At 72.8% G+C, this 22,490-nt stretch carries 27 protein-coding genes, 1 pseudogene and 1 riboswitch; of the genes and pseudogenes, 12 read left to right on the forward strand and 16 right to left on the reverse strand.

Annotated features, from left to right (window positions below):
* Nucleotides 1–55 precede the first annotated feature (55 nt).
* The 5 genes and pseudogenes from ACIQ1J_RS16020 to ACIQ1J_RS16040 all read right to left on the reverse strand — a co-directional run.
* Nucleotides 56–838 carry an SGNH/GDSL hydrolase family protein gene (locus ACIQ1J_RS16020; protein WP_403557307.1) on the reverse strand — a complete coding sequence of 261 codons (783 nt, stop codon included), beginning with the start codon at nucleotides 836–838 and terminating at the stop codon, nucleotides 56–58.
* A 78-nt stretch (nucleotides 839–916) separates the two neighbouring features.
* A complete protein-coding gene (locus ACIQ1J_RS16025; RefSeq protein WP_210959688.1) occupies nucleotides 917–1,966 on the reverse strand; it encodes a hemolysin family protein in 1,050 nt (349 codons plus the stop codon).
* Entirely contained in the window at nucleotides 1,963–3,312 is a 1,350-nt protein-coding gene (locus tag ACIQ1J_RS16030; RefSeq protein ID WP_403557308.1) for a hemolysin family protein, read from the reverse strand. Before ACIQ1J_RS16030 ends, ACIQ1J_RS16025 begins: the two co-directional genes overlap by 4 nt.
* Before the next feature lie 143 nt (nucleotides 3,313–3,455).
* Entirely contained in the window at nucleotides 3,456–3,881 is a 426-nt protein-coding gene (locus tag ACIQ1J_RS16035) for a GNAT family N-acetyltransferase (RefSeq protein ID WP_403557309.1), read from the reverse strand.
* A 139-nt stretch (nucleotides 3,882–4,020) separates the two neighbouring features.
* Nucleotides 4,021–4,393 (reverse strand): annotated as a pseudogene (locus ACIQ1J_RS16040) (LLM class flavin-dependent oxidoreductase); the annotation flags it as partial.
* A 108-nt stretch (nucleotides 4,394–4,501) separates the two neighbouring features.
* Here ACIQ1J_RS16040 and ACIQ1J_RS16045 point away from each other — a divergent pair.
* Together ACIQ1J_RS16045 and ACIQ1J_RS16050 are read left to right on the forward strand one after the other, a co-directional pair.
* Complete coding sequence (locus ACIQ1J_RS16045) at nucleotides 4,502–4,729, forward strand: toxin-antitoxin system HicB family antitoxin (protein WP_403557310.1); 228 nt, start codon at nucleotides 4,502–4,504, stop codon at nucleotides 4,727–4,729.
* 33 nt (nucleotides 4,730–4,762) lie between these two features.
* The gene (locus ACIQ1J_RS16050) at nucleotides 4,763–5,137 is read left to right on the forward strand and encodes a fic family toxin-antitoxin system, toxin component (protein ID WP_403557311.1); all 375 of its coding nucleotides are present in this window, start codon (nucleotides 4,763–4,765) and stop codon (nucleotides 5,135–5,137) included.
* Here the strand turns inward: ACIQ1J_RS16050 and ACIQ1J_RS16055 are convergent, their stop codons facing one another.
* From ACIQ1J_RS16055 to bioB, 4 genes are all read right to left on the reverse strand, one after another.
* Nucleotides 5,138–5,827: a class I SAM-dependent methyltransferase gene (locus ACIQ1J_RS16055; RefSeq protein ID WP_403557312.1), complete on the reverse strand. Its 690-nt coding sequence runs from the start codon at nucleotides 5,825–5,827 to the stop codon at nucleotides 5,138–5,140. It abuts the gene before it with no gap.
* A gap of 612 nt (nucleotides 5,828–6,439) precedes the next feature.
* A complete protein-coding gene (gene bioD / locus ACIQ1J_RS16060) occupies nucleotides 6,440–7,156 on the reverse strand; it encodes a dethiobiotin synthase (RefSeq protein ID WP_210959679.1) in 717 nt (238 codons plus the stop codon).
* A gap of 1 nt (nucleotide 7,157) precedes the next feature.
* Complete coding sequence (locus ACIQ1J_RS16065) at nucleotides 7,158–8,444, reverse strand: adenosylmethionine--8-amino-7-oxononanoate transaminase (RefSeq protein WP_210959676.1); 1,287 nt, start codon at nucleotides 8,442–8,444, stop codon at nucleotides 7,158–7,160.
* Nucleotides 8,437–9,723, reverse strand: coding sequence for a biotin synthase BioB (gene bioB / locus ACIQ1J_RS16070; RefSeq protein ID WP_403557313.1), 1,287 nt, complete (start codon nucleotides 9,721–9,723; stop codon nucleotides 8,437–8,439). Before bioB ends, ACIQ1J_RS16065 begins: the two co-directional genes overlap by 8 nt.
* A gap of 150 nt (nucleotides 9,724–9,873) precedes the next feature.
* Here bioB and ACIQ1J_RS16075 point away from each other — a divergent pair, with 150 nt between their 5' ends.
* Nucleotides 9,874–11,001, forward strand: coding sequence for an 8-amino-7-oxononanoate synthase (locus tag ACIQ1J_RS16075; protein ID WP_403557314.1), 1,128 nt, complete (start codon nucleotides 9,874–9,876; stop codon nucleotides 10,999–11,001).
* Nucleotides 11,002–11,043: 42 nt separating this feature from the next.
* Here ACIQ1J_RS16075 and ACIQ1J_RS16080 read toward each other — a convergent pair whose 3' ends face one another.
* Both ACIQ1J_RS16080 and ACIQ1J_RS16085 read right to left on the reverse strand, forming a co-directional pair.
* The gene (locus ACIQ1J_RS16080; RefSeq protein WP_403557315.1) at nucleotides 11,044–11,286 is read right to left on the reverse strand and encodes a DUF397 domain-containing protein; all 243 of its coding nucleotides are present in this window, start codon (nucleotides 11,284–11,286) and stop codon (nucleotides 11,044–11,046) included.
* A 9-nt stretch (nucleotides 11,287–11,295) separates the two neighbouring features.
* A complete protein-coding gene (locus ACIQ1J_RS16085; RefSeq protein ID WP_403557316.1) occupies nucleotides 11,296–12,159 on the reverse strand; it encodes a helix-turn-helix domain-containing protein in 864 nt (287 codons plus the stop codon).
* A gap of 214 nt (nucleotides 12,160–12,373) precedes the next feature.
* On the opposite strand from ACIQ1J_RS16085, the gene ACIQ1J_RS16090 reads away from it, so the two are divergent.
* Nucleotides 12,374–12,865 (forward strand): ATP-binding protein, encoded by a 492-nt coding sequence (locus ACIQ1J_RS16090; protein ID WP_403557317.1) that lies wholly within the window; start codon nucleotides 12,374–12,376, stop codon nucleotides 12,863–12,865.
* A 90-nt stretch (nucleotides 12,866–12,955) separates the two neighbouring features.
* Here ACIQ1J_RS16090 and ACIQ1J_RS16095 read toward each other — a convergent pair whose 3' ends face one another.
* The 4 genes from ACIQ1J_RS16095 to ACIQ1J_RS16110 form a co-directional block, all read right to left on the reverse strand.
* Nucleotides 12,956–13,429 (reverse strand): C40 family peptidase, encoded by a 474-nt coding sequence (locus ACIQ1J_RS16095; RefSeq protein ID WP_403557318.1) that lies wholly within the window; start codon nucleotides 13,427–13,429, stop codon nucleotides 12,956–12,958.
* A 3-nt stretch (nucleotides 13,430–13,432) separates the two neighbouring features.
* Nucleotides 13,433–13,577, reverse strand: a riboswitch (cyclic di-AMP (ydaO/yuaA leader).
* Nucleotides 13,578–13,946: 369 nt separating this feature from the next.
* Entirely contained in the window at nucleotides 13,947–14,255 is a 309-nt protein-coding gene (locus ACIQ1J_RS16100) for a hypothetical protein (RefSeq protein ID WP_210959662.1), read from the reverse strand.
* Between the two features lie 7 nt (nucleotides 14,256–14,262).
* Entirely contained in the window at nucleotides 14,263–14,898 is a 636-nt protein-coding gene (locus tag ACIQ1J_RS16105) for an ATP-dependent Clp protease proteolytic subunit (RefSeq protein WP_403557319.1), read from the reverse strand.
* A 155-nt stretch (nucleotides 14,899–15,053) separates the two neighbouring features.
* Nucleotides 15,054–15,422: a VOC family protein gene (locus ACIQ1J_RS16110; RefSeq protein WP_403557320.1), complete on the reverse strand. Its 369-nt coding sequence runs from the start codon at nucleotides 15,420–15,422 to the stop codon at nucleotides 15,054–15,056.
* A gap of 107 nt (nucleotides 15,423–15,529) precedes the next feature.
* Between ACIQ1J_RS16110 and ACIQ1J_RS16115 the strand changes: the two genes are divergently transcribed.
* A complete protein-coding gene (locus ACIQ1J_RS16115) occupies nucleotides 15,530–15,811 on the forward strand; it encodes a type II toxin-antitoxin system Phd/YefM family antitoxin (RefSeq protein WP_403557321.1) in 282 nt (93 codons plus the stop codon).
* A gap of 101 nt (nucleotides 15,812–15,912) precedes the next feature.
* Here the strand turns inward: ACIQ1J_RS16115 and ACIQ1J_RS16120 are convergent, their stop codons facing one another.
* Entirely contained in the window at nucleotides 15,913–16,902 is a 990-nt protein-coding gene (locus ACIQ1J_RS16120; protein ID WP_403557322.1) for an ABC transporter permease, read from the reverse strand.
* Nucleotides 16,903–17,005: 103 nt separating this feature from the next.
* Here ACIQ1J_RS16120 and ACIQ1J_RS16125 point away from each other — a divergent pair, with 103 nt between their 5' ends.
* The 7 genes from ACIQ1J_RS16125 (at nucleotide 17,006) to ACIQ1J_RS16155 (ending at nucleotide 22,478) form a co-directional block, all read left to right on the forward strand.
* A complete protein-coding gene (locus ACIQ1J_RS16125; RefSeq protein ID WP_403557323.1) occupies nucleotides 17,006–17,659 on the forward strand; it encodes a TetR/AcrR family transcriptional regulator in 654 nt (217 codons plus the stop codon).
* Nucleotides 17,660–17,823: 164 nt separating this feature from the next.
* Nucleotides 17,824–18,126: an urease subunit gamma gene (locus ACIQ1J_RS16130; protein WP_403557324.1), complete on the forward strand. Its 303-nt coding sequence runs from the start codon at nucleotides 17,824–17,826 to the stop codon at nucleotides 18,124–18,126.
* Nucleotides 18,127–18,141: 15 nt separating this feature from the next.
* The gene (locus tag ACIQ1J_RS16135) at nucleotides 18,142–18,453 is read left to right on the forward strand and encodes an urease subunit beta (protein WP_403557325.1); all 312 of its coding nucleotides are present in this window, start codon (nucleotides 18,142–18,144) and stop codon (nucleotides 18,451–18,453) included.
* The gene (locus ACIQ1J_RS16140; RefSeq protein WP_403557326.1) at nucleotides 18,446–20,167 is read left to right on the forward strand and encodes an urease subunit alpha; all 1,722 of its coding nucleotides are present in this window, start codon (nucleotides 18,446–18,448) and stop codon (nucleotides 20,165–20,167) included. Before ACIQ1J_RS16135 ends, ACIQ1J_RS16140 begins: the two co-directional genes overlap by 8 nt.
* Nucleotides 20,168–20,175: 8 nt before the next feature.
* Nucleotides 20,176–20,850, forward strand: coding sequence for an urease accessory protein UreF (locus tag ACIQ1J_RS16145; RefSeq protein WP_403557327.1), 675 nt, complete (start codon nucleotides 20,176–20,178; stop codon nucleotides 20,848–20,850).
* A 195-nt stretch (nucleotides 20,851–21,045) separates the two neighbouring features.
* Complete coding sequence (gene ureG / locus ACIQ1J_RS16150) at nucleotides 21,046–21,720, forward strand: urease accessory protein UreG (RefSeq protein WP_210959644.1); 675 nt, start codon at nucleotides 21,046–21,048, stop codon at nucleotides 21,718–21,720.
* The gene (locus ACIQ1J_RS16155) at nucleotides 21,708–22,478 is read left to right on the forward strand and encodes an urease accessory protein UreD (protein WP_403557328.1); all 771 of its coding nucleotides are present in this window, start codon (nucleotides 21,708–21,710) and stop codon (nucleotides 22,476–22,478) included. The genes ureG and ACIQ1J_RS16155 overlap by 13 nt, the downstream gene beginning before the upstream one ends.
* The last annotated feature ends 12 nt before the right edge of the window (nucleotides 22,479–22,490 follow it).

The raw sequence follows: 22,490 nt of genomic DNA on the forward strand, positions 1-22,490 counted from the left end.
GCCAGCCCCACGGGCCCCTTCGTCGGAACCTACGAAGGGCGTGCGGGCCCGGGGATCACGGCGACGGGTCCTCGTACGGCAGCAGCTCCGGACGCTTGGGCGGCAGGCCGTCCCCGGACGACCGGCCCGTCAGCCTGCGGCTTATCCAGGGCAGCAGGTACTGCCGCGCGAAGCGGACGTCCGCGGTCCGGCGCATGACCCAACCCGGCGGCGGCGTCACCGGGATCGGCGCGTGCCACTCGGGATCCTCGGGTTCGTAGCCGAGCGACTGCCACACGGCCTCCGCGACCCGGCGGTGCCCCTCGGCGGTCAGGTGCAGCCGGTCCACGTCCCACAGGCGCGGGTCGGCCAGCGAGTCCGCCCCGTACAGGTCGACGACCACGGCGCCGTGCTCCTCGGACAGGTCGTCGATGATCGCGAACAGCGCCTCCATGCGCGGCCGGAACCGCTCCAGCACCGGACCCTGACGGCCCGGACTGCGCATCAGCACCAGCTGCTTGCAGTTCGGCGCGAGGCGCTCCACGGCCTGCGTCAGCAGATCCCGCACCCTGGCCATGTCGCACTTGGGCCGCAGTGTGTCGTTGAGCCCGCCGACCAGCGTGATCACGTCGGCTCCCATGGCCGCCGCCACATCGACCTGCTCGTCGACGATCTGCCCGATCAGCTTCCCGCGCACCGCGAGGTTCGCGTACCGGAAACCGGGGGACCGGGCGGCCATCCGAGCGGCGAGTAGGTCGGCCCAGCCCCGGTAGGAGCCGTCGGGCAGCAGGTCCGACATGCCCTCGGTGAAGGAGTCACCGACAGTGACAAGGCTGGCGTGAGTGGGATTCGTCTGCATGGCGACAGAAATGGTAGCGCCTGCACATACCCGCCGGTCGGTCGCCCTCCGCCGGGCCCGGGAGACTCATGGGGTGGTTCACGTCCGCTGCCCGAACAGCTCCCGCAGTACGTCCTCCATGGTCACCAGGCCCGCCAGCCGACCGTCGGAGCCGATCACCGCCGCCAGATGCGTACGGCTGCGGCGCATCGCGGTGAGCACGTCGTCCAGCGGGGTCCGCTCCCGGACCCGCGCGATGGACCGCATGTCCCGCAGCCGGAACGGCAGGTCCCGCGGCGAGGCGTCCAAAGCGTCCTTCACATGCAGGTAGCCGACGATCCGCCGCCCGTCGTCGACCACCGGGAAACGTGAGAACCCGGATTCCGCCGACAGCCGCTCCAACTGCTCCGGAGTGATGCCCACGCGCGCGTGGACGACGCGTTCCAGCGGCAGCACCACGTCCCGCACCGGCCGCCGGCCCAGCTCCAGTGCGTCGTGCAGCCGCTCCTGGGCCCGGTCGTCGATCAGCCCGGCCTCACTGGCGTCCTTGACGATCTCGGCCAGCTCCGCGTCCGTGAAGGTCGCCGAGACCTCGTCCTTCGTCTCGACCCTGAGCAGCTTGAGCAGCGCGTTCGCGAAGGCGTTGACCGTGAAGATCACCGGGCGCAGCGCCCGGGACAGCGCCACCAGCGGCGGTCCGAGCAGCAGCGCACTGCGCACCGGCTCGGCCAGCGCGATGTTCTTCGGCACCATCTCGCCGAGCAGCATGTGCAGATACGTCGCCAGCGCGAGGGCGATCGCGAAGGAGACCGCGTGCCCCGCGCCGGACGGCATGCCCACCGCGTGGAACACCGGCTCCAACAGGTGCGCGATCGCCGGCTCCGCGACCACACCGAGGACCAGCGTGCACAGCGTGATGCCCAGCTGTGCCGCCGCCATCAGCGCCGACACGTGCTCCAGACCCCACAGCACGCTCTTCGCACGCCGGTCGCCCCCCACTCCCGTAGCCCCCGCTGTCCCTGCCGCCGCCGCCTCGACGTGCTCCTCCACCTGGCTGCGGCGCACGGAGATCAGCGCGAACTCGGCGCCCACGAAGAACGCGTTGACGACGAGCGTCGCCAGACCGATCAGCAGCTGCACGGCGGTCACCGGCCGACCTCCCCTTCGCTCTCGGCGGCGCGCGCGTCGTCGTCGAGCGGCGCGTGCAGCAGTACCCGGGCCGCCCGGCGACCCGTGGCGTCCACGACGTCCAGCCGCCAGCCGGCGACCTCCAGGGTGTCGCCGACGGCGGGGATGTGCCCAAGACCGGCCGCGACCAGCCCGGCGACCGTCTCGTACGGCCCCTCGGGCACCCTGAGCCCCAGGCGCGACAGCCGGTCCACGCGGGCCGCGCCGTCGGCCCAGTACAGGGCGTGTCCCTGCTCGTCGGTGCCGGCCGTGTCCAGCTCGGGCGTCTCGTGCGGATCGTGCTCGTCCCGCACCTCGCCGACGACCTCCTCGACGATGTCCTCCAGCGTGGCCACGCCCGCCGTCCCGCCGTACTCGTCGATCACGACGGCCATCGTGCGACGCCCGGAGAGACGGTCCAGCAGCCGGTCGACGGTCAGTGACTCCGGGACGAGCAGCGGCTCGCGCATCAGCTCGGCGACCGGCATACCCGGCCGCCGCTCGGCGGGCACCGCCAGGACGTCCTTGACGTGCGCGATGCCCACCACGGCGTCGAGGGTGTCCCGGTAGACGGGGAACCGGGACAGCCCGGTCGCCCGCGTCGCGTTCGCCACGTCCTCGCACGTCGCCCGGGCGTCGAGGGCGACGACCTGCACGCGCGGCGTCATCACGTTCTGTGCCGTCAGGTCGGCCAGGTTCAGGGTCCGTACGAACAACTCGGCGGTGTCGGCCTCCAGGGCGCCCTCCTTGGCCGAGTGCCGGGCGAGCGCCGCCAGCTCCTGCGGCCCACGCGCGGAGGCCAGCTCCTCGGCGGGCTCCACACCGAAGACGCGCACGATGCGGTTGGCCGTGTTGTTCAAATGGGTGATGAAGGGCCGGAAGGCGGCGCTGAACCAGCGCTGCGGGCCGCCCACCCGTTTGGCGACGGCCAGCGGTGAGGAGATCGCCCAGTTCTTCGGCACCAGCTCGCCGACGATCATCAGGAAGACCGTCGACAGGGCCGTGCCCAGCACCAGCGCCAGCGAGGAGGCCGCCGAGCGCGACACCCCCACACTCTCCAGCGGGCCCGAGATGAGCGCCGCGACCGAGGGCTCGGCGAGCATGCCGACCACCAGGTTGGTGACCGTGATGCCGAGCTGCGCCCCGGAGAGCTGGAAGGTCAGGTTCCGTACGGCCTTCAGGGCGCTCGCCGCACCCCGCTCGCCGCGCGCCGCCGCCCGCTCCAGTTCGCCGCGCTCGACGGTGGTCAGCGAGAACTCGGCCGCGACGAAGGCGCCGCACACCAGCGAGAGCGCGATCGCCACCAGCAGCAGGAGCACTTCGGTCATCGGGTCACCTCGGATCCATGATCGGCCAGGACGTGGAGGAACGCGCGATGTCGTGCGCCGGGGGAGACCCCAGGGGCGGCGCCAGGACGGGCGCACGGAGGATCGCCGATGCGGACTCGCTCATGCGCCGGTGCTCACACCTTTCAGCCGATGAGGGGCTTGACCCAGCGTCGCCACTGTTCCTCGGGCGCGTACCCGGCCGCCCGCCAGGCATGCTCGGCCCGCTCATTGCGCCGCAGCACCATCGCGTCCCCGCGGCGCCCGCCCAGTCGTACGAACCGCTCCTCCGCGGCCGTGAGCAGCGCCGCGCCGATGCCCTGACGCCGGTGGTCCGGGTGCACCGCCAGCCGGTACAGATGACAGCGCCAGCCGTCGAAGCCCGCGATCACCGTGCCCACCAGGGCACCGCCCCGCTCGGCCAGGAGCAGCGCCTCGGGGTCGCGGGCCACCATCCGCTCCACGCCCTCCCGGTCGTCGCTGATGCTCGTCCCCTCGGCGGCCACCTTCCAGAAGGCCGGCACGGCGTCCAGATCCTCGGGCCCGGCGGCCCGTATGCGCGGTTCGGTCATGCGGCGATCCCATCACGCGCGCCCGGCCGCCATTCGGCATTCCGGCATGCGGACCACCACGCCCGCGCTCCCGCCGTCCGTCAGACCTCGCGCAGCGCCCGCATCACCGGAGCGAAGGCCTCCATGTAGGGCTCCAGCACCGTCAGACAGTGGTCCACCCGCTCGCCCGGCGAGCCGAACGGCAGCCCCGCCGCGTCGTGCTCCGCCCGTACGTAGCCGGTGCCGAGCCCGAGCTCCAGCCGCCCGCCCGTCAGGGCGTCCGTGGTCGCCACCTCCCGGGCCAGCAGGGCCGGGTTCCGGAAGCCCGCGTTGAGCACGAGGATGCCCAGCCGGGGACGCTCGGTGGCCCGGGCCGCCGCGACCAGCGCCGGAAACGGCGCCGGCATGCCGAGATGGTCAGGGACCAGGATCACGTCGTACCCCAGCTCCTCGGCCCGCCGGCACTTCGCGCTCCACTCGTCGGCCGGGGCGGACGCCATGAGGTTGACGCCGAAACGGAACGGAGGCGACATGAACACCCCTCGCGGGCAGGAGACTTCGGGCCACCGGGAGTCAATCACCCGTGCGCGGTGGCCGCCACGCCCTTGCCGCTGCCAGCGTTCCGGCGCCAGCTTCGAGGTATGGCGAAGACCCGGAAGGCCCAGCTGAACGTGCGGGTGGACGAGGGCACCGCCCGGGCGGCCCGTGAGAAGGCCCTGGCCCGGGGGACGAGCGTCAACCGCTACATCGAGGAACTGGTCCGGCAGGACACCGGCGAGGCCGGCCACACCTTCGTGGAGGCCGCCGCCGACTTCATGCGCCAGTACGAGAAGGTGTTCGCCGACGAGGTCGGCGACGGCCGCCGCTGAACCGGCGAAGGCGTCCCGCGTGAGTGACCGCGGATGAGAGACCTCACCATCGACCTCGCCTGGCTGCTGATGCTCGCCGAACAGCGCACACCGGGAGACCCCCAGGTCACCGACTGGGGAGCGCTCGTCGCGGCCGTCGCCCGCCACCGGGCCGCGATATTCGACACCCTCGTCTACGACGGTCCGCACGCCCGCGCCGCCGCCCTGCTCCAGCTGCTGATCCATGTCCCGGCGCTGGAGCGCTCCAACGTCCTGTTCGCCTCCGCGGTCGCCTACGCCTACCTGGTCGCCAGCGGGGTCGAGGTCGCCACCACGCCCGAGCGGGTGCGGGACCTCGCCCTGCTGGTCAAGGGCGGTGAGGCCTCCGTCGGCGACATCGCGGACGAGCTGCGCCGCTGGAGCGGGTGACTACGCCGCGGTTTCGGGCGGCCGCCAGGCCGTGCCGAGCACGCAGTACGAACTCGGCAGCGCCGGCCCGTTCTCCGGCATCATCACCCGCCGGTAGGGCCCGAGCGTGAACCCCGCGTCCCGCAGCGCGGCCACCGGTTCGCGGGACAGGTGGCAGCCGCCGGACAGCGGAGGCCACAGCGTCCGGTCCAGCGCGCGCTGCGTGAAGGTCATCACCCGCCCACCGCCCCGGCCGTGCTCGAAGAACCGCACCTGTCCGCCGGGCCGCAGCACCCGCCGCAGCTCCCCGAGCGCCCGCGGTACGTCGCGGACACTGCACAGCACGAGCGAGACCACGGCGGCGTCGAAGGCCTCGCTCTTGACCGGGAGGGCCTCCGCCGCGCCCGGCGCCACGTCGACCGGCACCTGGGCGCGCAGCGCCGCCTCCACGGCCAACTGCCGCAGCACGCGCTCCGGTTCGATGGCGACGACCTCCGAGACGGTGCCCGGGTAGTGCCCGAAGTTCAGCCCGTTGCCCGCGCCGACCTCGATCACCCGACCGGACAGTCCGGCGAGCAGCCGCTCGCGCACGCTCCCCATCCCCATCCGGGTCTCGGCGCTCACGCTGAACCGGGCGTAGCAGCGGGCGAACATCGGATGGTGCACGGCGTCCCGCGGCACCCCGCGGGCACGGGCGGATCGCAGCGCCATGGGACCTCCCTCACGAGGTGGTGCCTTACCGCGATTGTCCCCCGTACGAGCCCCGCGCACCCACCGCGCGGACGACTCGTTCCGGCGGCGTGCCGACCGGCTGCGGCGCGGCGTGCTTCGCGTCAGTGCCCCTGGCCTGCGGACGGCCGCAGATGCCGACCCGGGAGGACACGTCCCCCGGGCGGAAGGCAGGAGATGGCCGGCCCCCTGCCCGCCGCGCCCCGGCCGGCGACCGCCTCGAGCCGTACCGTCGGCCGGGGGCCTCAGGGGCGAGAGCGCCTCCGGGGCGGGGGTGCCCCGGCCGGGTCCGGCCGGCGCGGTGCCGTCCACGGGAAGGCGGCTGGTGGGGTGGGCTGCGCCGGTGGGGGTGCCGGTCGGCTGCGGAACGAGTCCGGGGCCCGGTGGCGTGCCGCCGGTGCGGGACTTCCGGCCGGTGAAGCCGGCCGCGCCGGCCGGCGTGTGGCGCCGCCGGTGCCGGGTCCCCGGGCGGTGAAGGCCGCCCGCACCGGTCGGCTCCGGAACATGACCGGGAGTCCGGGGCCGCCGCCGGTGCGGGGCCTCGGACGTGGAGGTGGAGGTGGAGGTGGAGGTGGCCGGCCTGGGAGCGCCCGGTCACGGTGCCTCCCGGGTGCGGAACGCGTCCGCGTCCCACGTACCCTCCAGCCGGGGCGCCAGCCAGTGCGGGGCCTTCGATCGGAAGGCGGCCGGCGGGAGGGCGCCCGCTCCGGCGGGCAGGGCGCCGAGCAGGGGGGCTCCGGCCACGTCCGGTAGGTCCGCGAGGTTGCAGCGCGAGGCGAGGTCCGGGGCCCCGGGCCAGCTGCCGATCACGACGCCCGGCAGCTCCAGCCCACGGGAGCGCAGTTCACGCGCCGTCAGTTCCGTCGTGTTCAGCGTGCCCAGCCCGGCCGACACCACCAGCAGCACCGGCGCTCCGAGGAGCCCGGCGACGTCCGCCAGCGTCCCGCCGGCCGCGTCGAAGCGCACGAGCAGGCCGCCCGCGCCCTCCACCAGCACCAGGTCGTGCTCGGTCGCCAGCTTGTCCGCGGCCTCCGCCACCTCCTGCGGGTGCACCGGCGCCCGGCCGGCCCGGCGCGCGGCCGTACCCGGCGCCAACGGCTCGGGATACCGGGCCACTTCCGCAGCCGTCACGGCGCCCGCGAGGCGCGCCACCTCCTGGGCGTCCCCCGGCTCGTCCGGTCGTACGCCCGTCTGCGCGGCCTTCAGGACGGCCACCGACCGGCCGCCCGCCAGCGCCGCCGCGGCGACGGCGGCGGTCACGACCGTCTTGCCGATCTCCGTGCCCGTGCCCGTGATCACCAGTACCGGCATGTCATCCCTCCCGTGCCGCCGCGCACACCGCGCGGGCGATCCGTGCCACGTCCGCGTCGCCCGTGACGTACGGCGGCATGGTGTAGATCAGGTCGCGAAACGGCCGCAGCCACACGCCCTCGCGCACGGCCGCCTCCGTCGCCGCCCGCATGTCGACGGCGTGGTCGAGCTGGACCACGCCGATCGCCCCGAGGACGCGTACGTCCGTCACGCCCGGCAGCTCGGCGGCGGGCGCCAGGCCGTCCCGCAGGCCCGCCTCGATCCGCTTGACCTCCGCGAGCCAGTCCTGCCCGAGCAGCAGCCCGATGGAGGCGCACGCCACGGCCGCCGCCAGCGGGTTGCCCATGAACGTCGGCCCGTGGGCCAGCACCGGCACCTCGCCACGCGAGATGCCGTCGGCCACCCGTGACGTGCACAGCGTGGCCGCCATCGTCAGGTAGCCGCCGGTCAGGGCCTTGCCCACGCACATCACGTCAGGCGTCACCGCCGCGTGCTCCGCCGCGAACAACGCGCCCGTACGTCCGAACCCGGTCGCGATCTCGTCGAACACCAGCAGCACGCCGTACGCGTCGCACGCCTCCCGCAGTACCCGCAGATACGCGGGGGAGTGGAACCGCATCCCGCCGGCGCCCTGCACCACCGGCTCGACGATCACCGCGGCCAGTTCGTCGGCGTGCCGCTCGATCAGCGCGCGCAGGTGCTCCGCGTACGACTCCTCGTACTCCGCCGGCGGCGCGTCGGCGAAGACCTGGCTCGGCAGCACGCCCGCCCACAGCTCGTGCATCCCGCCCTCGGGGTCGCACACGGACATGGGCTGCCAGGTGTCGCCGTGATAGCCGCCGCGCCAGGTCAGCAGGCGACGTTTCGCGGGGCGGCCCAGCGATCGCCAGTACTGGAGGCACATCTTGACCGCGACCTCGACCGACACCGACCCGGAGTCGGCGAGGAAGACGTGCTCCAGGCCCTCGGGTGACATGTCGACAAGCAGCTTCGCCAGCCGCACGGCGGGCTCGTGGGTGAGCCCGCCGAACATCACATGGCTCACCCGGTCCAGCTGGTCGCGCGCGGCCTCGTTCAGCACCGGGTGGTTGTAGCCGTGGATCGCCGACCACCAGGACGACATGCCGTCGACGAGTTCGCCCGAGCCGTCGGCCGGGCACAGCCGCACCCCGCTCGCCGACGCCACGACGAGCGGGTCCTGCCGGCCGGGCATGGGACCGTACGGATGCCAGACGTGCCGCCGGTCGAGCGCCAGCAGCTCGTCCACGGTCAGCGCGGGCTCAGGCATTGGGCGCGAGGTCCGTTCCGGCACCACGGCGGCGTACGGCGACCAGGTCCGTACGGGCCTCGCCGGCCGCCGCCGGTTCGGCGGGCGCGCCCGTCGCGCGGCCGGCCCGGGCCGGGACGGACCCGCACACACCACTGTCGGCGTGCGACCCGTAGCCCCCGCCCTCGGCGTGCGACCCGCAGCCCCCGCCCTCGGCGTGCGGTCCGCAGGCACCGCCGTCCGCGTGCGACCCGCACGAGCCGCCTGCGTGCGACCCGCACCCGCCCCGCTCGGCCGCCCGGTGCTCCGGCAGGGTCACTTCGCCGGCGCCCTCCACCTCGAAGCCGGCGTCCGCGATCATCTCCAGGTCGGCATGGCCCGCCTGTCCCTCGCTGGTGAGGTAGTCGCCCAGGAAGATGGAGTTGGCCAGGTTCAGGGCGAGCGGCTGCATCGTGCGCAGGTGGACCTCGCGCCCGCCCGCGATGCGCACCTCGACGTCCGGGCAGACGAACCGCGTCATCGCCAGGATGCGCAGGCACCGCTGCGGGGTGAGGTGCCACTCCTTGGCCAGCGGCGTGCCCTCCATCGGGATCAGGAAGTTGACCGGCACCGAGTCCGGATCCAGCTCACGCAGCGAGAAGACCACGTCGACCAGGTCCTCGTCACTCTCGCCCATGCCCGCGATCAGACCGGAGCAGGCGGACAGGCCGGCCGCGTGCGCCTTGTTCACCGTGTCCACCCGGTCGGCGTACGTGTGCGTGGTCGTGATGTCCCCGTACGTCGCCTCGGACGTGTTGAGGTTGTGGTTGTAGGCGTCGGCGCCCGCCTCGCGCAGCCGCTCCGCCTGGCCGTCGGAGAGCAGGCCCAGACACGCGCAGACCTCGACGGCCTCGTTCTGCTCCTTGATCGCCTTGATGGTGTCCGAGACCCGGTCCACGTCCCGGTCGGTCGGACCGCGTCCGCTGGCCACCAGGCACACCCGCTTGGCGCCCCCGGCCACGCCGGCGGCGGCGGCCTGGGAGGCCTGGTCGGGCTTGAGCCAGGTGTACTTGAGGATCTCGGCCTTGGAGCCGAGCCGCTGCGAGCAGTAGGAGCAGTCCTCGGGGCACAGGCCCGACTTGAGGTTGACGAGGTAGTTGAGTTTCACTCGTCGGCCGAACCAGTGGCGGCGCACCTTGCCGGCCGCGGCCACCACATCGAGCAGGTCGTCGTCGGAAGTGGCGAGGACGGCAAGAGCCTCCTCGCGGGTCGGCGACTCGCGCCGAAGCCCCTTGTCCACCAGCGTGTTCAGCAGGTCCATGAGAGCCGATCCTGTCCTACGGGGCCGCCCGGGGCCAAGGAGAGTTTGCACAACACTGACAGATCGCCGTGTGGGTATTGCCACACCTCGCGGGGGCTGCCGTGCCGCTAATGTCTGTCCACTGCCTACAAAACGACGGAGGACCGACCCATGGCGTTCGGCTGGATCGACGAGCAGGCCCAGGCGCGCCGCCGGGCCGGACTCGTACGGATTCTGCGCCCACGTCCGGCCGACTCGCCGCTGCTGGACCTGGCGAGCAACGACTACCTCGGCCTGGCCCGGCACCCGGAGGTCACCGAGGGGGCGGTCCGGGCCGCTCGGACCTGGGGCGGCGGTGCGACCGGCTCCCGGCTCGTGACCGGCACGACCGAACTCCACGCCGAGCTGGAACACGAACTGGCCGCCTACTGCGGATTCGAGGCCGCGCTCGTCTTCTCCTCCGGCTACGCGGCCAACCTCGCCGCGGTCACCGCGCTGGCGCCGCACGGCTCCCTCGTCGTCTCCGACGCGGGCAACCACGCCTCGCTGATCGACGGCTGCCGGCTCGCGCGCGGGACGACCCAGGTCGTGCCGCACGCCGACCCGGACGCCGTACGCAAGGCACTGGCGACGCACGACGGGCCCGCCGTCACCGTCTCCGACACGGTCTTCTCGGTCGACGGCGACGCCGCGCCGCTGGCCGGGCTCGCCGAGGCGTGCCGGGAGCACGGCGCCGGGCTGGTCGTCGACGACGCCCACGGCCTCGGGGTCCTCGGCGACGGCGGCCGGGGCGCCCCGCACGCGGCGGGACTCGCGGGCGCCGACGACGTCGTCGTGACGGTGACGCTGTCCAAGTCGCTCGGCAGTCAGGGCGGCGCCGTGCTCGGCCCCGCCCGGGTGATCGACCACCTGGTCAACGCGGCCCGGACGTTCATCTTCGACACCGGCCTCGCCCCCGCGGCGGCGGGCGCGGCGCTGGCGGCGCTCACCCTGCTGCGCCGAGAGCCCGAGCGGGCGGCGCGGGCACGCGAGGTGGCTGCGGAGCTGCACGCGCGCCTGACCGCCCTCGGGCTGTCGGCGGTACGTCCGGACGCCGCGGTGGTCTCGGTGCGCGCTCCCTCCCCGGAGGGGGCCGTACAGTGGGCGGCCGACTGCCGTGCGGCCGGCCTGTCCGTGGGCTGCTTCCGCCCTCCTTCCGTACCCGACGGCGTCTCACGGCTCAGGCTGACCGCTCGTGCGGACCTCTCCGGGGATCAGATCGAACGCGCTGTACGGGTGATCGGCGAAACGCGACCATGAGTCGGCGTGACACGGCCGTGCTTCGCCCGGTGACCAACCGGTTCAGCCGCGGTGGACGGCGGCCGTGAACGTCGCCCAGCTCCCGGGGGAGAAGAGCAGCGCGGGCCCGGCCGGGACCTTGGAGTCCCGTACGGCGAGCAGTCCGGCCCAGGGGCCGGCCGCCGGCCGGGCCGTCTCCACGCAGTTGTTCGCTCCGGTGCTGTAGCTGCTGCGCAGCCACCGCACGTCGTGCAGATCGGTGCCGGCAGGGATGTTCCGACAGAGTGCGGACGGTGAGCCTGACATGGTGCCTCCTTACGCGCCTGCCGCGGTCGCGGCGATGAAGTCCAACGAGTCCTCGGGCGAAAGGGCATGGATCAGAAGGGCGTTGAAGGCCTCGGTATAGGCCTCTAGGTCTTCTTTCCGTTCGAGATGCAGGCTACTCGTCAAGTGGTCGAGAACAACCACGTCCAGATCAGAAGTGCTCGAAAAAGAGAAGATTACGAAAGGGCCGGTGACACCGATGTGCGCCCCGGCGGCAAACGGCAGTACCTGGAGTCGGACATGGGGGAGACGCGCCGCCTCGACCAGGCGCGCCAGCTGACGGGACATGACACCGGGGCCGCCCACCTCCCGGCGCAGCACCGCCTCGTCCAGGACCGCGCTCAGCAGAAGCGGCGGCTGTGCCCGCAGTACGTCCTGCCGGGCCAGCCGCACCTCCACCAGCGTGTCCAGCCGCTCCTCCGGCAGCCCGTCCGCCGCGGCGCGCGTCACCGCGCGGGCGTACTCCGGTGTCTGGAGCAGCCCCGGGACCACCGTGGTCTCCAGCGTGCGCATCGCGCTGGCCTGGGACTCCAGACTGATGAAGTCACGGTAGGTCGGGGGCAGTACCCCGCGGTAGGCGTGCCACCAGTGGTTCCGGCCGCCCGCGTCGTCGGAGCCCGCCAGCATCACCAGCAACTCCCGCAACTGGTCGTCGTCCACGCCGTAGGCGTCCAGCAGTAACCGCACGTCGGCCGGTTTCGCCCCGCTCGTCCCGGTCTCGATCCGGCTGACCTTCGACTGGTGCCAGCCCACCAGCCGGGCCGCCTCGCCGCTGGTGATACCCGCCGACGTGCGCAGGGCGCGCAGTTCAGCGCCCAGCTTGCGGCGGCGCACCACGGGACCGTGCTGCTGCATGGGCCACTCCCCTACTCCTTATGGGCCGCCCAAATACGCTCTGCCGTCGCAGAGTTCACCGCTTTGAGCGACAGATATATGCATATCTTGGTGGATCGCCGCCCTGCACCGGCCTGGTGATGGCAGTCTGGCGGCGAAGCACCAGTCCGGGACCGTACTCGAACCATCCGCTCCGTGTCCGGCTGCGGTCCCGTGGGAAAGGGACGACGTCGCCATGGCAGACCATCTGGAAGCATCCGTCACTCTGCCGAGCGATCCCGCCTCGGTGGCCGCCGCGCGTACCTATGCGGTCGGCACACTGGCGGAGTGGGGCCTGCCGCCGGACACCGACGTGTCCGAAACCGTCCGGCTCATCGTGTCGGAGCTGACGACCAACGCGGTCCAGCACACGTTCGGACAGTCACCCACCTTCACCGTGGACCTCGTGCTCGACCGTGACGAGCGGCTGCGCATCGGCGTCACCGACAGCCATCCGCGGTTTCCCAAGCGCCTGCCCGCCGCCGTCCAGCAGGACAACGGCCGAGGGATGGTGATCATCCGCTGGCTGACGGCGGAGTGCGGCGGCAAGTTGAGAGTGCGGCCCACGCGCGAGGGCGGCAAGACCGTCTCCATCGAACTGCCCTGGGCGCCGCCGGGCGGTGCGGTGCCCGCCGAACCGGCCACGGCCGTCGGGCAGGCCGTGGGAAACCAGGAGCCGCGGCGGTGAATCGCCGACGGTCCCTGGCGCGCCGCAGGCGCATACCGCGCACCCGAGCGGGTGACGGCGGCTGGGGACGCCGTCACCCCCTCGGGCGGGCTACTTGACCCGGCCGTACCAGACGCTGCCGGTCCAGATCTTCTGCAGACGTACCACGTCCCCGGTCTTCGGGGCGTGCCAGATTTTGCCCTTCCCGGCGTAGATGCCGACGTGGTAGATGCTGCGGCCCGAGTGGAAGAACACCAGGTCCCCGGTCTTGCGGTTCTTGGCGGAGATGTGACGGGTCTTGTTGTACTGCTGGGCGGCGGTGCGTGGCAGCTTCTTGCCGGCCTTCTTGAACGAGTACAGCGTCAGCCCCGAGCAGTCGAACCTGCTTGGTCCGACGGCGCCCCATTTGTATGGCGCGCCTTTCTTGGAGGCAGCGATCGTCAGGGCCTTCGTCGCATGGCTCGCCGCGGCCGCCTCGGAGGCGACGCCGGGAACCGCTACGGAACCGCCCACGGCGGCGAGGGTGAGGGCCGAGGCCGTACCGGCACGGGCCATCAGCGACGGGACACGATTGAGCGCGGACATGCGCAACCCTTCGTCAGCCGCCTGTGAAGGATGACCTGTCGGATTCGGGCTGGCGAAGTTGCCCGGCCGCACGAGTGCGGCTTCACCCCAAGGGCTGCTCGGCCCGGCGCGTCTCTCGCGGAGACGACCGTTCCGGCGACCCGTCGTGCTCGGGTCCTCCACTCCTGCCGATCCACTCCTGTCGACCGGTCGTCCGGGCGGCGGCAGGACTCGGCGTCCGCCCGGACCGCCCCGCCGCTGCGGCGGGGGCTTGCCGTCAGTCACGGATCTTGTCTCGCCCCATGGGAAAATCCCAACGGAACGTGCCCTTTGTGTTGTTACTCACCACTCACCCGTTCGGGTGGACACCTCTGTGTTCGACCGGCCGGTGGACGTGGTGACCACCCCGGGACCAGCGACGCAGCGGCTCATTACGCTGTCCGGACACGCGGGTCGCGCAAGCTCGGCCGGTCGGAATCCGGAGGTTTCCCTACGCCGAAAGGCGGTAAGCCGTTTGGTCCGTTTCGACTCGGGTGCCTCAACGGCCGGAACGGGGCGGAAGACCGACTCGCGCCGTCCGCCGTTCACCGTCCAGCACGCGCAGCGCCCGGGCCAGGGTGGTGGCGTGCAACTCGGTCTCGCGCCGCCGGTGCATCAGCGCCAGCGCGTCACGCAGGGCGGCCGCCTTACCGACCAGCGCCTGGGCGGCCCGCAGCCCGCGATAGGTGTCGCCCTCCTGCGCGGGGTTGATACGCCCGAGCAGGTCGACGACGTCCAGGTACCGGTCGATCAGCTCGGCCTCGGCGCGGGTCAGGGCGGGCAGGGGCGGCAGTTCCGGTGGCAGCATCGCCGGATCACCTCGCGCCGGGTGCCGGGGACGTGATCCGGCGGCTGGGCACCACCCGGTCCACCAGGCCGTACTCCAGGGCCTGCTGCGCGTCCAGGACGGTGTCCCGCTCGATGTCCGCGCTCACCTGCTCGGGACTGCGGCCCGTGTGCCGTACGAGGATCCGCTCCAGGCGGGCACGGACGCGGACCAACTCGTCGGCCTGGATGGCCAGGTCGCTCGCCTGCCCCTCCACCGGCTCGGTGAGCGCGGGCTGGTGGATGACCACCCGTGCGCCCGGCAGGACGGCGCGTTTGCCGGGCGTGCCCGCCGCCAGCAGGACCGCGGCGGACGTCCCAGCCTGCCCGAGGCAGGTCGTCTCCACGTCGCAGGCGACGTAGCGCATGGTGTCGTAGATCGCCGTCATCGCGGTGAAGGAGCCGCCGGGCGAGTTGATGCAGAGCGTGATGTCCCGGTCCGGGGCCTGGTGTTCGAGATACATGAACTGCGCCATCACGTCGTTCGCGGAGGTGTCGTCGACCGGTGTCCCGAGGAAGACGATCCGCTCCTCCAGCAGCTTCGAGTACGGGTCCGTCGTCCGGCTCCCGGCACTCGTGCGCTCGGTGAACTCGGGCAGGACGTGACGGGCGGACGGTCGGGTCATGGCGAACCCCTCCTCGTGGCAGAACCGTGATCGGCTGCACTGCCTCCTGTGGAAAATGTACAGGACGTACGTTGCGCGAGGTGGGGAGTCGCGGGGATCGCGCGTTCGCCGGCGGCGGAAGCGAACCGTAGGGGGATCCGCGGGGCGCCCGCGTTTCATCCCCCGTTCGGCGGCTCGTGCAGGCCGAAGGAGGAGCCCTGGTCGTCCCGGCACAGCGCGGACCGGCCGAACCGGGCGACCGACTCCGCGTCCTCCCCGCCCTCATCGCCGAGGTCCTGGAGCGAGCCGCCCAGTTTCCGCACCCTGGCCACGGCGGCGTCCAGGTCGTCGACCCGGAAGAAGACGTACGGGGAGGCTCCCGCGTCACCGCCGTGCAGGCCGCCCGGCACACCGCCGGTGCCGATGGAGAACCCGCTCCCCGTGGGACCGGCTTCGAGAGTCCAGTCGAACAGGCTGCCGTAGAAGACGCGCCCGCGCTCGGGATCGGCCACGCCGAGTTCGAAGAAGGACGGTTCGCCTGCCATGGGGTACCTCCCGGGGCCGGTGGGCTGTGCTCGCCCCCGTCTCCATCGTCGTCCCCGCCGAGCGGCGGCGCAGCCGGCCGTCGTGAGGTGAACCGTAAGCTGGGGGCATGGCCTACGAGATTCCGGTGACGCAAGCCAGGGCTGAGCTCGCCGACCTGATCAACCGGGTGGTGTACGGCGGTGAACGCGTCGTCGTGACGCGCCACGGCAAGCCTCTCGTCGCCCTCGTCTCCGCCGCCGACCTCGAGCGTCTGGAGGCGCTCCGGGAAGCGCCGGAGGACCAGGTGGTCACCTCGGTCACCGGAGTCCGGGACACCGCCACCTCCGCGCCCCGCGAGCCGCACCGCTTCGGCATCGCGGCGGAACACCGGGGGCCGAACCCGACGTAGGGGGCGTCGTTCGAATCTTGCCGGGGCCGGGCCGGTCGCAGGGCACCGATTCCTGGAGCCGGGCCGTGTCGCTCCGAGCCCCCTGGCCCGGCCGGACTCGCTCAGGCGGCCGCTGCCGGCGCCGGAGCCCGGTCGGGTGCCGGGGAGTCGCCCTGCGTGCGCTGTCGCAGTGCGCCGCCGAGCAGTACCGCGGCCAGGCCCAGTGCGGCCCACCACGTGAGCGTCAGTGCGGGGCCGGTGGCGGCGGCGCCGTCGAAGAAGGACACCGAGCGCAGCAGTGAGGCTCCCGCGCCCGGCGGCAGCCACTGGCCGATCGCGCCGGCCGGCTGGGGCAGCATCTCCGGCGCCGAGGACGCTCCCGAGAAGGGGTTGCCCAGCAGCATCATCACGGCACCGCCCAGCCCGAGACCGGCACGTCCGAGGAGCGCCCCGAGCCCGGCGACGCCCGCGCCGACGGCCAGGGCCGACAGCCCGAACACGCCGGCCACGGCCCACCAGTCACCGGTGACCACCCCGAGCCAGCTGTGCGCGATCGCCGCCGCGACCAGGCCGGTCAGCGCGGCGGCGCCGACCAGGGCGGCGACCGCGCGGGCGCCGCGCAGCCCCAGCAGGGTCGCCACCGCGCCCGTCGCGATCCCGGCCAGAGCCAGGGGCAGCACGCTCGCGCCCAGGGCCGCGCCGCGCGGGTCCGTCCCGGGCACGGGCACCACATCGACGACCTGGACCGGGGCCCCCGCGGCGGACGCCTGCCCGGCGACCGCCTGCTGCAGCAACTGGGCGACGGCGGGGCTCGCCGCCGACGCCGTGAGCAGTTCCGGGCCCCGGTCGCCGGCGATCACCGCGCCGTACACGGTCCGGTCCTCGATGGCGCCGCGAGCCGCGTCCTCGTCGGCGTAGCGGTGGAGCTCGAAGGCGCCCTCGCGCTGGGTGAGCCGCTGCTCCACCTGCGCGACCGCGGCGGGCGGCCCCGCCATGCCGAGCGGCAGGTCACGGGGCGCCGTGCGGGCGGCAGGCCAGGCGAAGGCCCACAGGGCCAGGCCCACCAGCACGGGAACCAGGACGATCACGGCGATCACGCGACGGCTGTCCATGGGGACTCCTACAAAAAGAAGGATCGTTCGTTTTACCTGTCACCACCGTGCGACCGTCTCGGTGTCCTTGTCAAGAAGGAACGTTCGTTTTAAATTGGGTGCCATGGCTCGCGTATCCCAGGAACACCTCGACGCCCGCCGCCGGCAGATCCTCGACGGCGCCGCGCTCTGCTTCGCCCGCAACGGCTTCCACGCCACGTCGATGCAGGACGTGCTGAAAGAGGTCGACCTCTCGGCGGGAGCCGTCTACCGCTACTTCAGCGGCAAGGAGGAGTTGATCGAGGCCATCGTCGCCGAGGTGCTGGGCGCCATCCGGGACGTGTACGAGCGGGCCGCGCAGGAGGACCCGCCGGCCATGCCCGACGAGCTCATCGCCCGCACCCTGGCGCACCTGGCGCGGGAGCGGCCGGCGCTGACGGAGGACGGCCGGTGGCTGTTCCCGCGGCTCATGATCCAGGCCTGGACCGAGACGCTGCGCAACGAGACGCTGTCCGCCCTCCTCGACGAGGGCTTCGCCAAGGTCCTCGCGTCCTGGGCGAAGGTCGTCGTCCGCTATCAGGAGGCGGGGATGATGCGCGACGACGTCGACCCGGAGGCCGTGGCCCGGACGCTGATGGCGACGGTGCAGGGCTTCGGGGTCCAGTACGCGCTGTTCGGCAGCTTCTCGCCGGAGGCTCTCCAGGCGGGTGTACGGGGGTTGTTGAGCATGCGGGAGGCCGCCGACGGCACCGGTAATCAGTCGGTCAAAAAGGCGTGACGCGGCGGAAACACTGAAACCCTACTCTCACCCCGTCCACCTGCGGTTTTCGGGTCACCGGCGTGCGCGTTCCCGCGCATTGATGTGTGTTACATCTAGAGCCGTCGCGGTGGACGCGGCAGCCGGACCGTCCGGTCCCGGCGTCATGCCCTGTGAGGTGGTAAATGCAACTGACCCCGCACGAGCAGGAAAGACTGCTCATTCATGTGGCCGCGGACGTGGCGGAGAAGCGCCGCGCACGAGGTGTGAAGCTCAACCATCCCGAGGTTCTCGCCCTGATCACCGCGCACATTCTCGAAGGTGCCCGGGACGGGCGCACGGTCGGCGAGCTCATGGCCTCCGGACGCAAGCTGATCCAGCGCGACGAGGTGATGGAGGGCATCCCCGAAATGGTCCACGACGTGCAGGTCGAGGCCACCTTCCCCGACGGCACCAAACTGGTCACCGTCCACGATCCGATCATCTGACGGGGACGGCAGCCAATGATTCCCGGAGAGATCCTCTTCGCCGACGAGCCGGTCGCCTTCAACGAGGGCCGCGCGAGCATCCGTCTGACCGTGCTCAACACCGCCGACCGGCCGGTCCAGATCGGCTCCCACTACCACTTCGCCGAGGCCAACCCCGGTCTCGACTTCAACCGTGAGACGGCTCGCGGCATGCGGCTCAACATCGCCGCCGGCACCGCCGTCCGGTTCGAGCCCGGCATCCCGGTCGACGTGGAGCTGGTCCCCCTCGCGGGTGCCCGCGTCGTCATGGGCCTGCGCGGCGCGACCGGAGGTGCCCTCGATGCCTGAACTCTCCCGTCCCGCCTACGCCGACCTGTTCGGCCCGACCACCGGCGACCGCGTCCGCCTCGCCGACACCGACCTCCTCGTCGAGATCGAGGAGGACCGCTCGGGCGGCCCCGGCCGCTCCGGCGACGAAGCCGTCTTCGGCGGCGGCAAGGTGCTGCGCGAGTCCATGGGCCAGTCCCGTGCCACCCGCGCCGACGGCGCCCCCGACACCGTCATCACCGGCGCCGTGGTCATCGACCACTGGGGTGTCGTCAAGGCCGACATCGGCATCCGCGACGGCCGGATCACCGGCATCGGCAAGTCCGGCAACCCGGACACCATGGACGGTGTCCACCCCGACCTCGTCATCGGCCCCGAGACGGAGGTCATCGCGGGCAACGGCAAGATCCTGACCGCCGGGGGCATCGACACGCACGTCCACTTCATCGCGCCGACCGCCGTCGACGAGGCCCTCGCCTCCGGCGTCACCACCCTCATCGGCGGCGGCACGGGCCCCGCCGAGGGCAGCAAGGCGACCACCGTCACCCCCGGTTCCTGGCACCTCGCGCGGATGTTCGCCGCCATGGAGTCCAGCCCCGTCAACATCGGGTTCCTGGGCAAGGGCAGCACCATGTCCAAGGAGTCCATGCGCGACCAACTGCGCGGCGGCATCCTCGGCTTCAAGATCCACGAGGACTGGGGGGCCACCCCGGCCGTCATCTCCGCGTGCCTGGACGTGTGCGAGGAGTCCGGTGTCCAGCTCGCCGTCCACACCGACACCCTGAACGAGGCGGGATTCGTCGGCGACACCTTCGACGCCGTCGCCGGCCGCACCCTGCACGCCTTCCACGTCGAGGGCGCCGGCGGCGGCCACGCACCAGACATGATCACGGCGGTCTCGCTGCCCAACATGCTCCCGGCGTCCACCAACCCGACCCGGCCGCACACCGTCAACACCGTCGAGGAGCACCTCGACATGCTGATGGTCTGTCACCACCTGAACCCGGCCGTCCCCGAGGACCTGGCCTTCGCGGAGTCCCGCATCCGGCCCAGCACCATCGCGGCCGAGGACATCCTGCACGACATGGGAGCGATCTCCATCATGTCGTCGGACGCCCAGGCCATGGGCCGCATCGGAGAGGTGATCCTGCGGACCTGGCAGACCGCGCACGTGATGAAGCGGCGCCGGGGCCTCCTGCCCGGCGACACCCGCGCCGACAACCTGCGCGTCCGGCGGTATGTCGCCAAATACACCATCAACCCCGCCGTCGCCCAGGGCATCGAGCACGAGGTCGGCTCCGTCGAGACCGGCAAGCTCGCCGACCTGGTCCTCTGGGACCCGAGGTTCTTCGGCGTGAAGCCGCAGTTGGTGCTCAAGGGCGGCCAGATCGCGTACGCGCAGATGGGTGACGCCAACGCCTCCATCCCCACGCCGCAGCCGGTCCTGCCGCGCCCCATGTTCGGCGCGCACGGCACGGCGCCCGCCGCCAACTCGGTCGCCTTCGTGGCGGAGGCGGCCATCGAGGACGGGCTGCCGGAACGACTCGGTCTCGGGCGGGAGCTCGTGCCCATCCGGTCGACCCGCGGCCGTACCAAGGCCGACATGCGGCAGAACGACGCCCTGCCACGAGTCGGGGTCGCCGCGGACTCCTTCGCGGTGACCATCGACGGCGAACTCGTCGAACCCGCACCCGTCGCCGAACTGCCGCTCGCACAGCGGTACTTCCTCTTCTGAGGGCCGGCATGAGCCGCGCGACACTGCTCGTCCTCGCGGACGGCCGCTTCCCCGCCGGAGGGCACGCCCACTCCGGCGGGGCGGAGGCGGCCGTCCGGGCCGGACGCATCACGGACGCCGCGAGCCTGGAGGAGTTCTGCCGGGGGCGGCTGCACACGAGCGGGGCCGTCGCGGCCTCCCTCGCGGCAGCCGCTGCTCTCGGCGTCGACCCCGGTGAGCTGGACCTGGCCGCGGACGCCCGCACCCCGTCACCCGCCCTGCGCGCTGCGGCACGAAGACTCGGCCGGCAGCTGACGCGGGCCGCCCGTGCCACCTGGCCGCATCCCGAACTCGACGCGCTGGCGCGGCGGTTTCCCAAGGGTGCCCACCAGCCCGTCGTCCTCGGGCTGACCGCCCGCGCGGCCGGGCTCGGGCCGCCGGACGCGGCGTACTGCTCCGCCTATGAGGGAGTGAGCGGGGCGGCGACGGCCGTGGTGCGGCTGCTCAGCCTCGACCCGTTCGACGCGACCGGCGTGCTCGCGCGGCTCGCGCCCGAGCTGGATCTGGTGGCCCAGGACGCCGTGGAGGCGGGGCGGCTGGCCGTGACCGACGGGGTCGCCGTGCTGCCCGCACGGTCCGCGCCGCTGCTGGAGATCGGGGCGGAGGCGCATGCCGCGCTGTCCGTGCGGTTGTTCGCCTCGTAGGGGGTTTCGCCCCCGCCGCCCCTTCCCGTCCCCGACGCCAAGGGGTCTGCCCCCTTCGACCCCGCCGGGGGGGCTTTGCCCCCTTCGACCTCGCCGGGGGGCTCTGCCCCCTGGACCCTAGTCGGCCTTGACGGCCTCGTCCTCAAACGCCGGACGGGCTGACAGAGCCGGCCTCAGTTCCATTGGAGTCGCAGCATGCATCTCGACCACCACCACGACCTCCCCGCCGTCTCCGCCGACGCCCACCGGCCCGACGGGCGCCGCCGTGCCCTGCGCATCGGGCTCGGCGGTCCCGTCGGGTCCGGGAAGACCGCGACCGTCGCCGCGCTCTGCCGGGCGCTGCGGGAGGAGTGGTCCCTCGCCGTCGTCACCAACGACATCTACACCCGTGAGGACGCCGAGTTCCTGCTCCGGGAGGCGGTACTGCCGCCGGAGCGGATCAGTGCCGTCGAGACGGGGGCCTGTCCGCACACCGCGATCCGGGACGACATCTCCGCCAACCTGGAGGCCGTCGAGGATCTCGAGGACGAGGCCGGACCGCTCGACCTGGTCCTGGTGGAGTCCGGCGGGGACAACCTCACCGCCACCTTCTCCAAGGGGCTCGTCGACGCCCAGATCTTCGTGATCGACGTGGCCGGCGGAGACGACATCCCGCGCAAGGGCGGACCCGGCGTCACCACCGCCGACCTGCTGATCGTGAACAAGGTCGACCTCGCCCCGTACGTCGGCTCGGACCTCGCGCGCATGGCGGCCGACGCGAAGGCACAACGCGGTGAACTGCCCGTCGTCCTCCAGTCGCTGCGGAGCGAGGACGGTGTACGGGACGTCGCGGACTGGGTGCGGGACCGGATCGCCGCGTGGACGGCGTGACCACTCCTGGCGGCGTACGGGCGAGGGCGCGCGTGCTCGCCCACGGCGACGGACGCGGCGGCACCGTCCTGCCCGTGCTGGAGGGGGAGGGGCCGCTCGCGGTACGGCGGACCCGGGGGAGCGGTGCCGAGGCCCGCGTCATGCTGGTCGGCGCGATGAGCGGGCCGCTCGGCGGCGACCACTTCACGGTGGCCGCCGAAGCGGCCCGGGGCGCCCGGCTGCGGGTCGGCTCGGCCGCCGCCACCCTCGCCCTGCCCGGTCAGGACAAGGCCGGCGCCCGCTACGACGTCCGGCTCACCGTCCGCGACGACGCCGAACTGCACTGGCTGCCCGAACAGTTGATCTCCGCGCAGGGCAGTGACCTGCACGTCACCACGCGTGTCGACCTCGCGGCCGGGGCCCGCTTCCTGCTGCGGGAGGAACAGGTGCTCGGTCGGTCCGGCGAGGAACCGGGGCGGCTCACCAGCCGTCTGACCGTACGGATCGCCGGCCGGTGCGTACTCGATCAGGAACTGGCCTGCGGTCCCGGCGCCCCGGGCGGCTGGGACGGCCCCGCCGGGCTGGCGGGGCACCGTGCCGTCGGACAGCTCGTCGTCGTACGCCCGGAGTTCGCCGCAGACCCACCGGCGGCGCGGGCCTTCGCCGAGGGCGTCGCGATCATGCCGCTCGCCGGGCCCGCCGCACTGGTGACGGCCGTGGCACCGGACGCGCTGCTGCTCAGGCGGCTGCTGGAGGAGGCGTCGGACACGCTGGGCTGAGTTCCCGACGAC

This window comes from Streptomyces sp. NPDC097107 (genome assembly GCF_044762405.1).
In the GTDB taxonomy this organism is placed as follows: Bacteria; Actinomycetota; Actinomycetes; order Streptomycetales; family Streptomycetaceae; genus Streptomyces; species Streptomyces thinghirensis.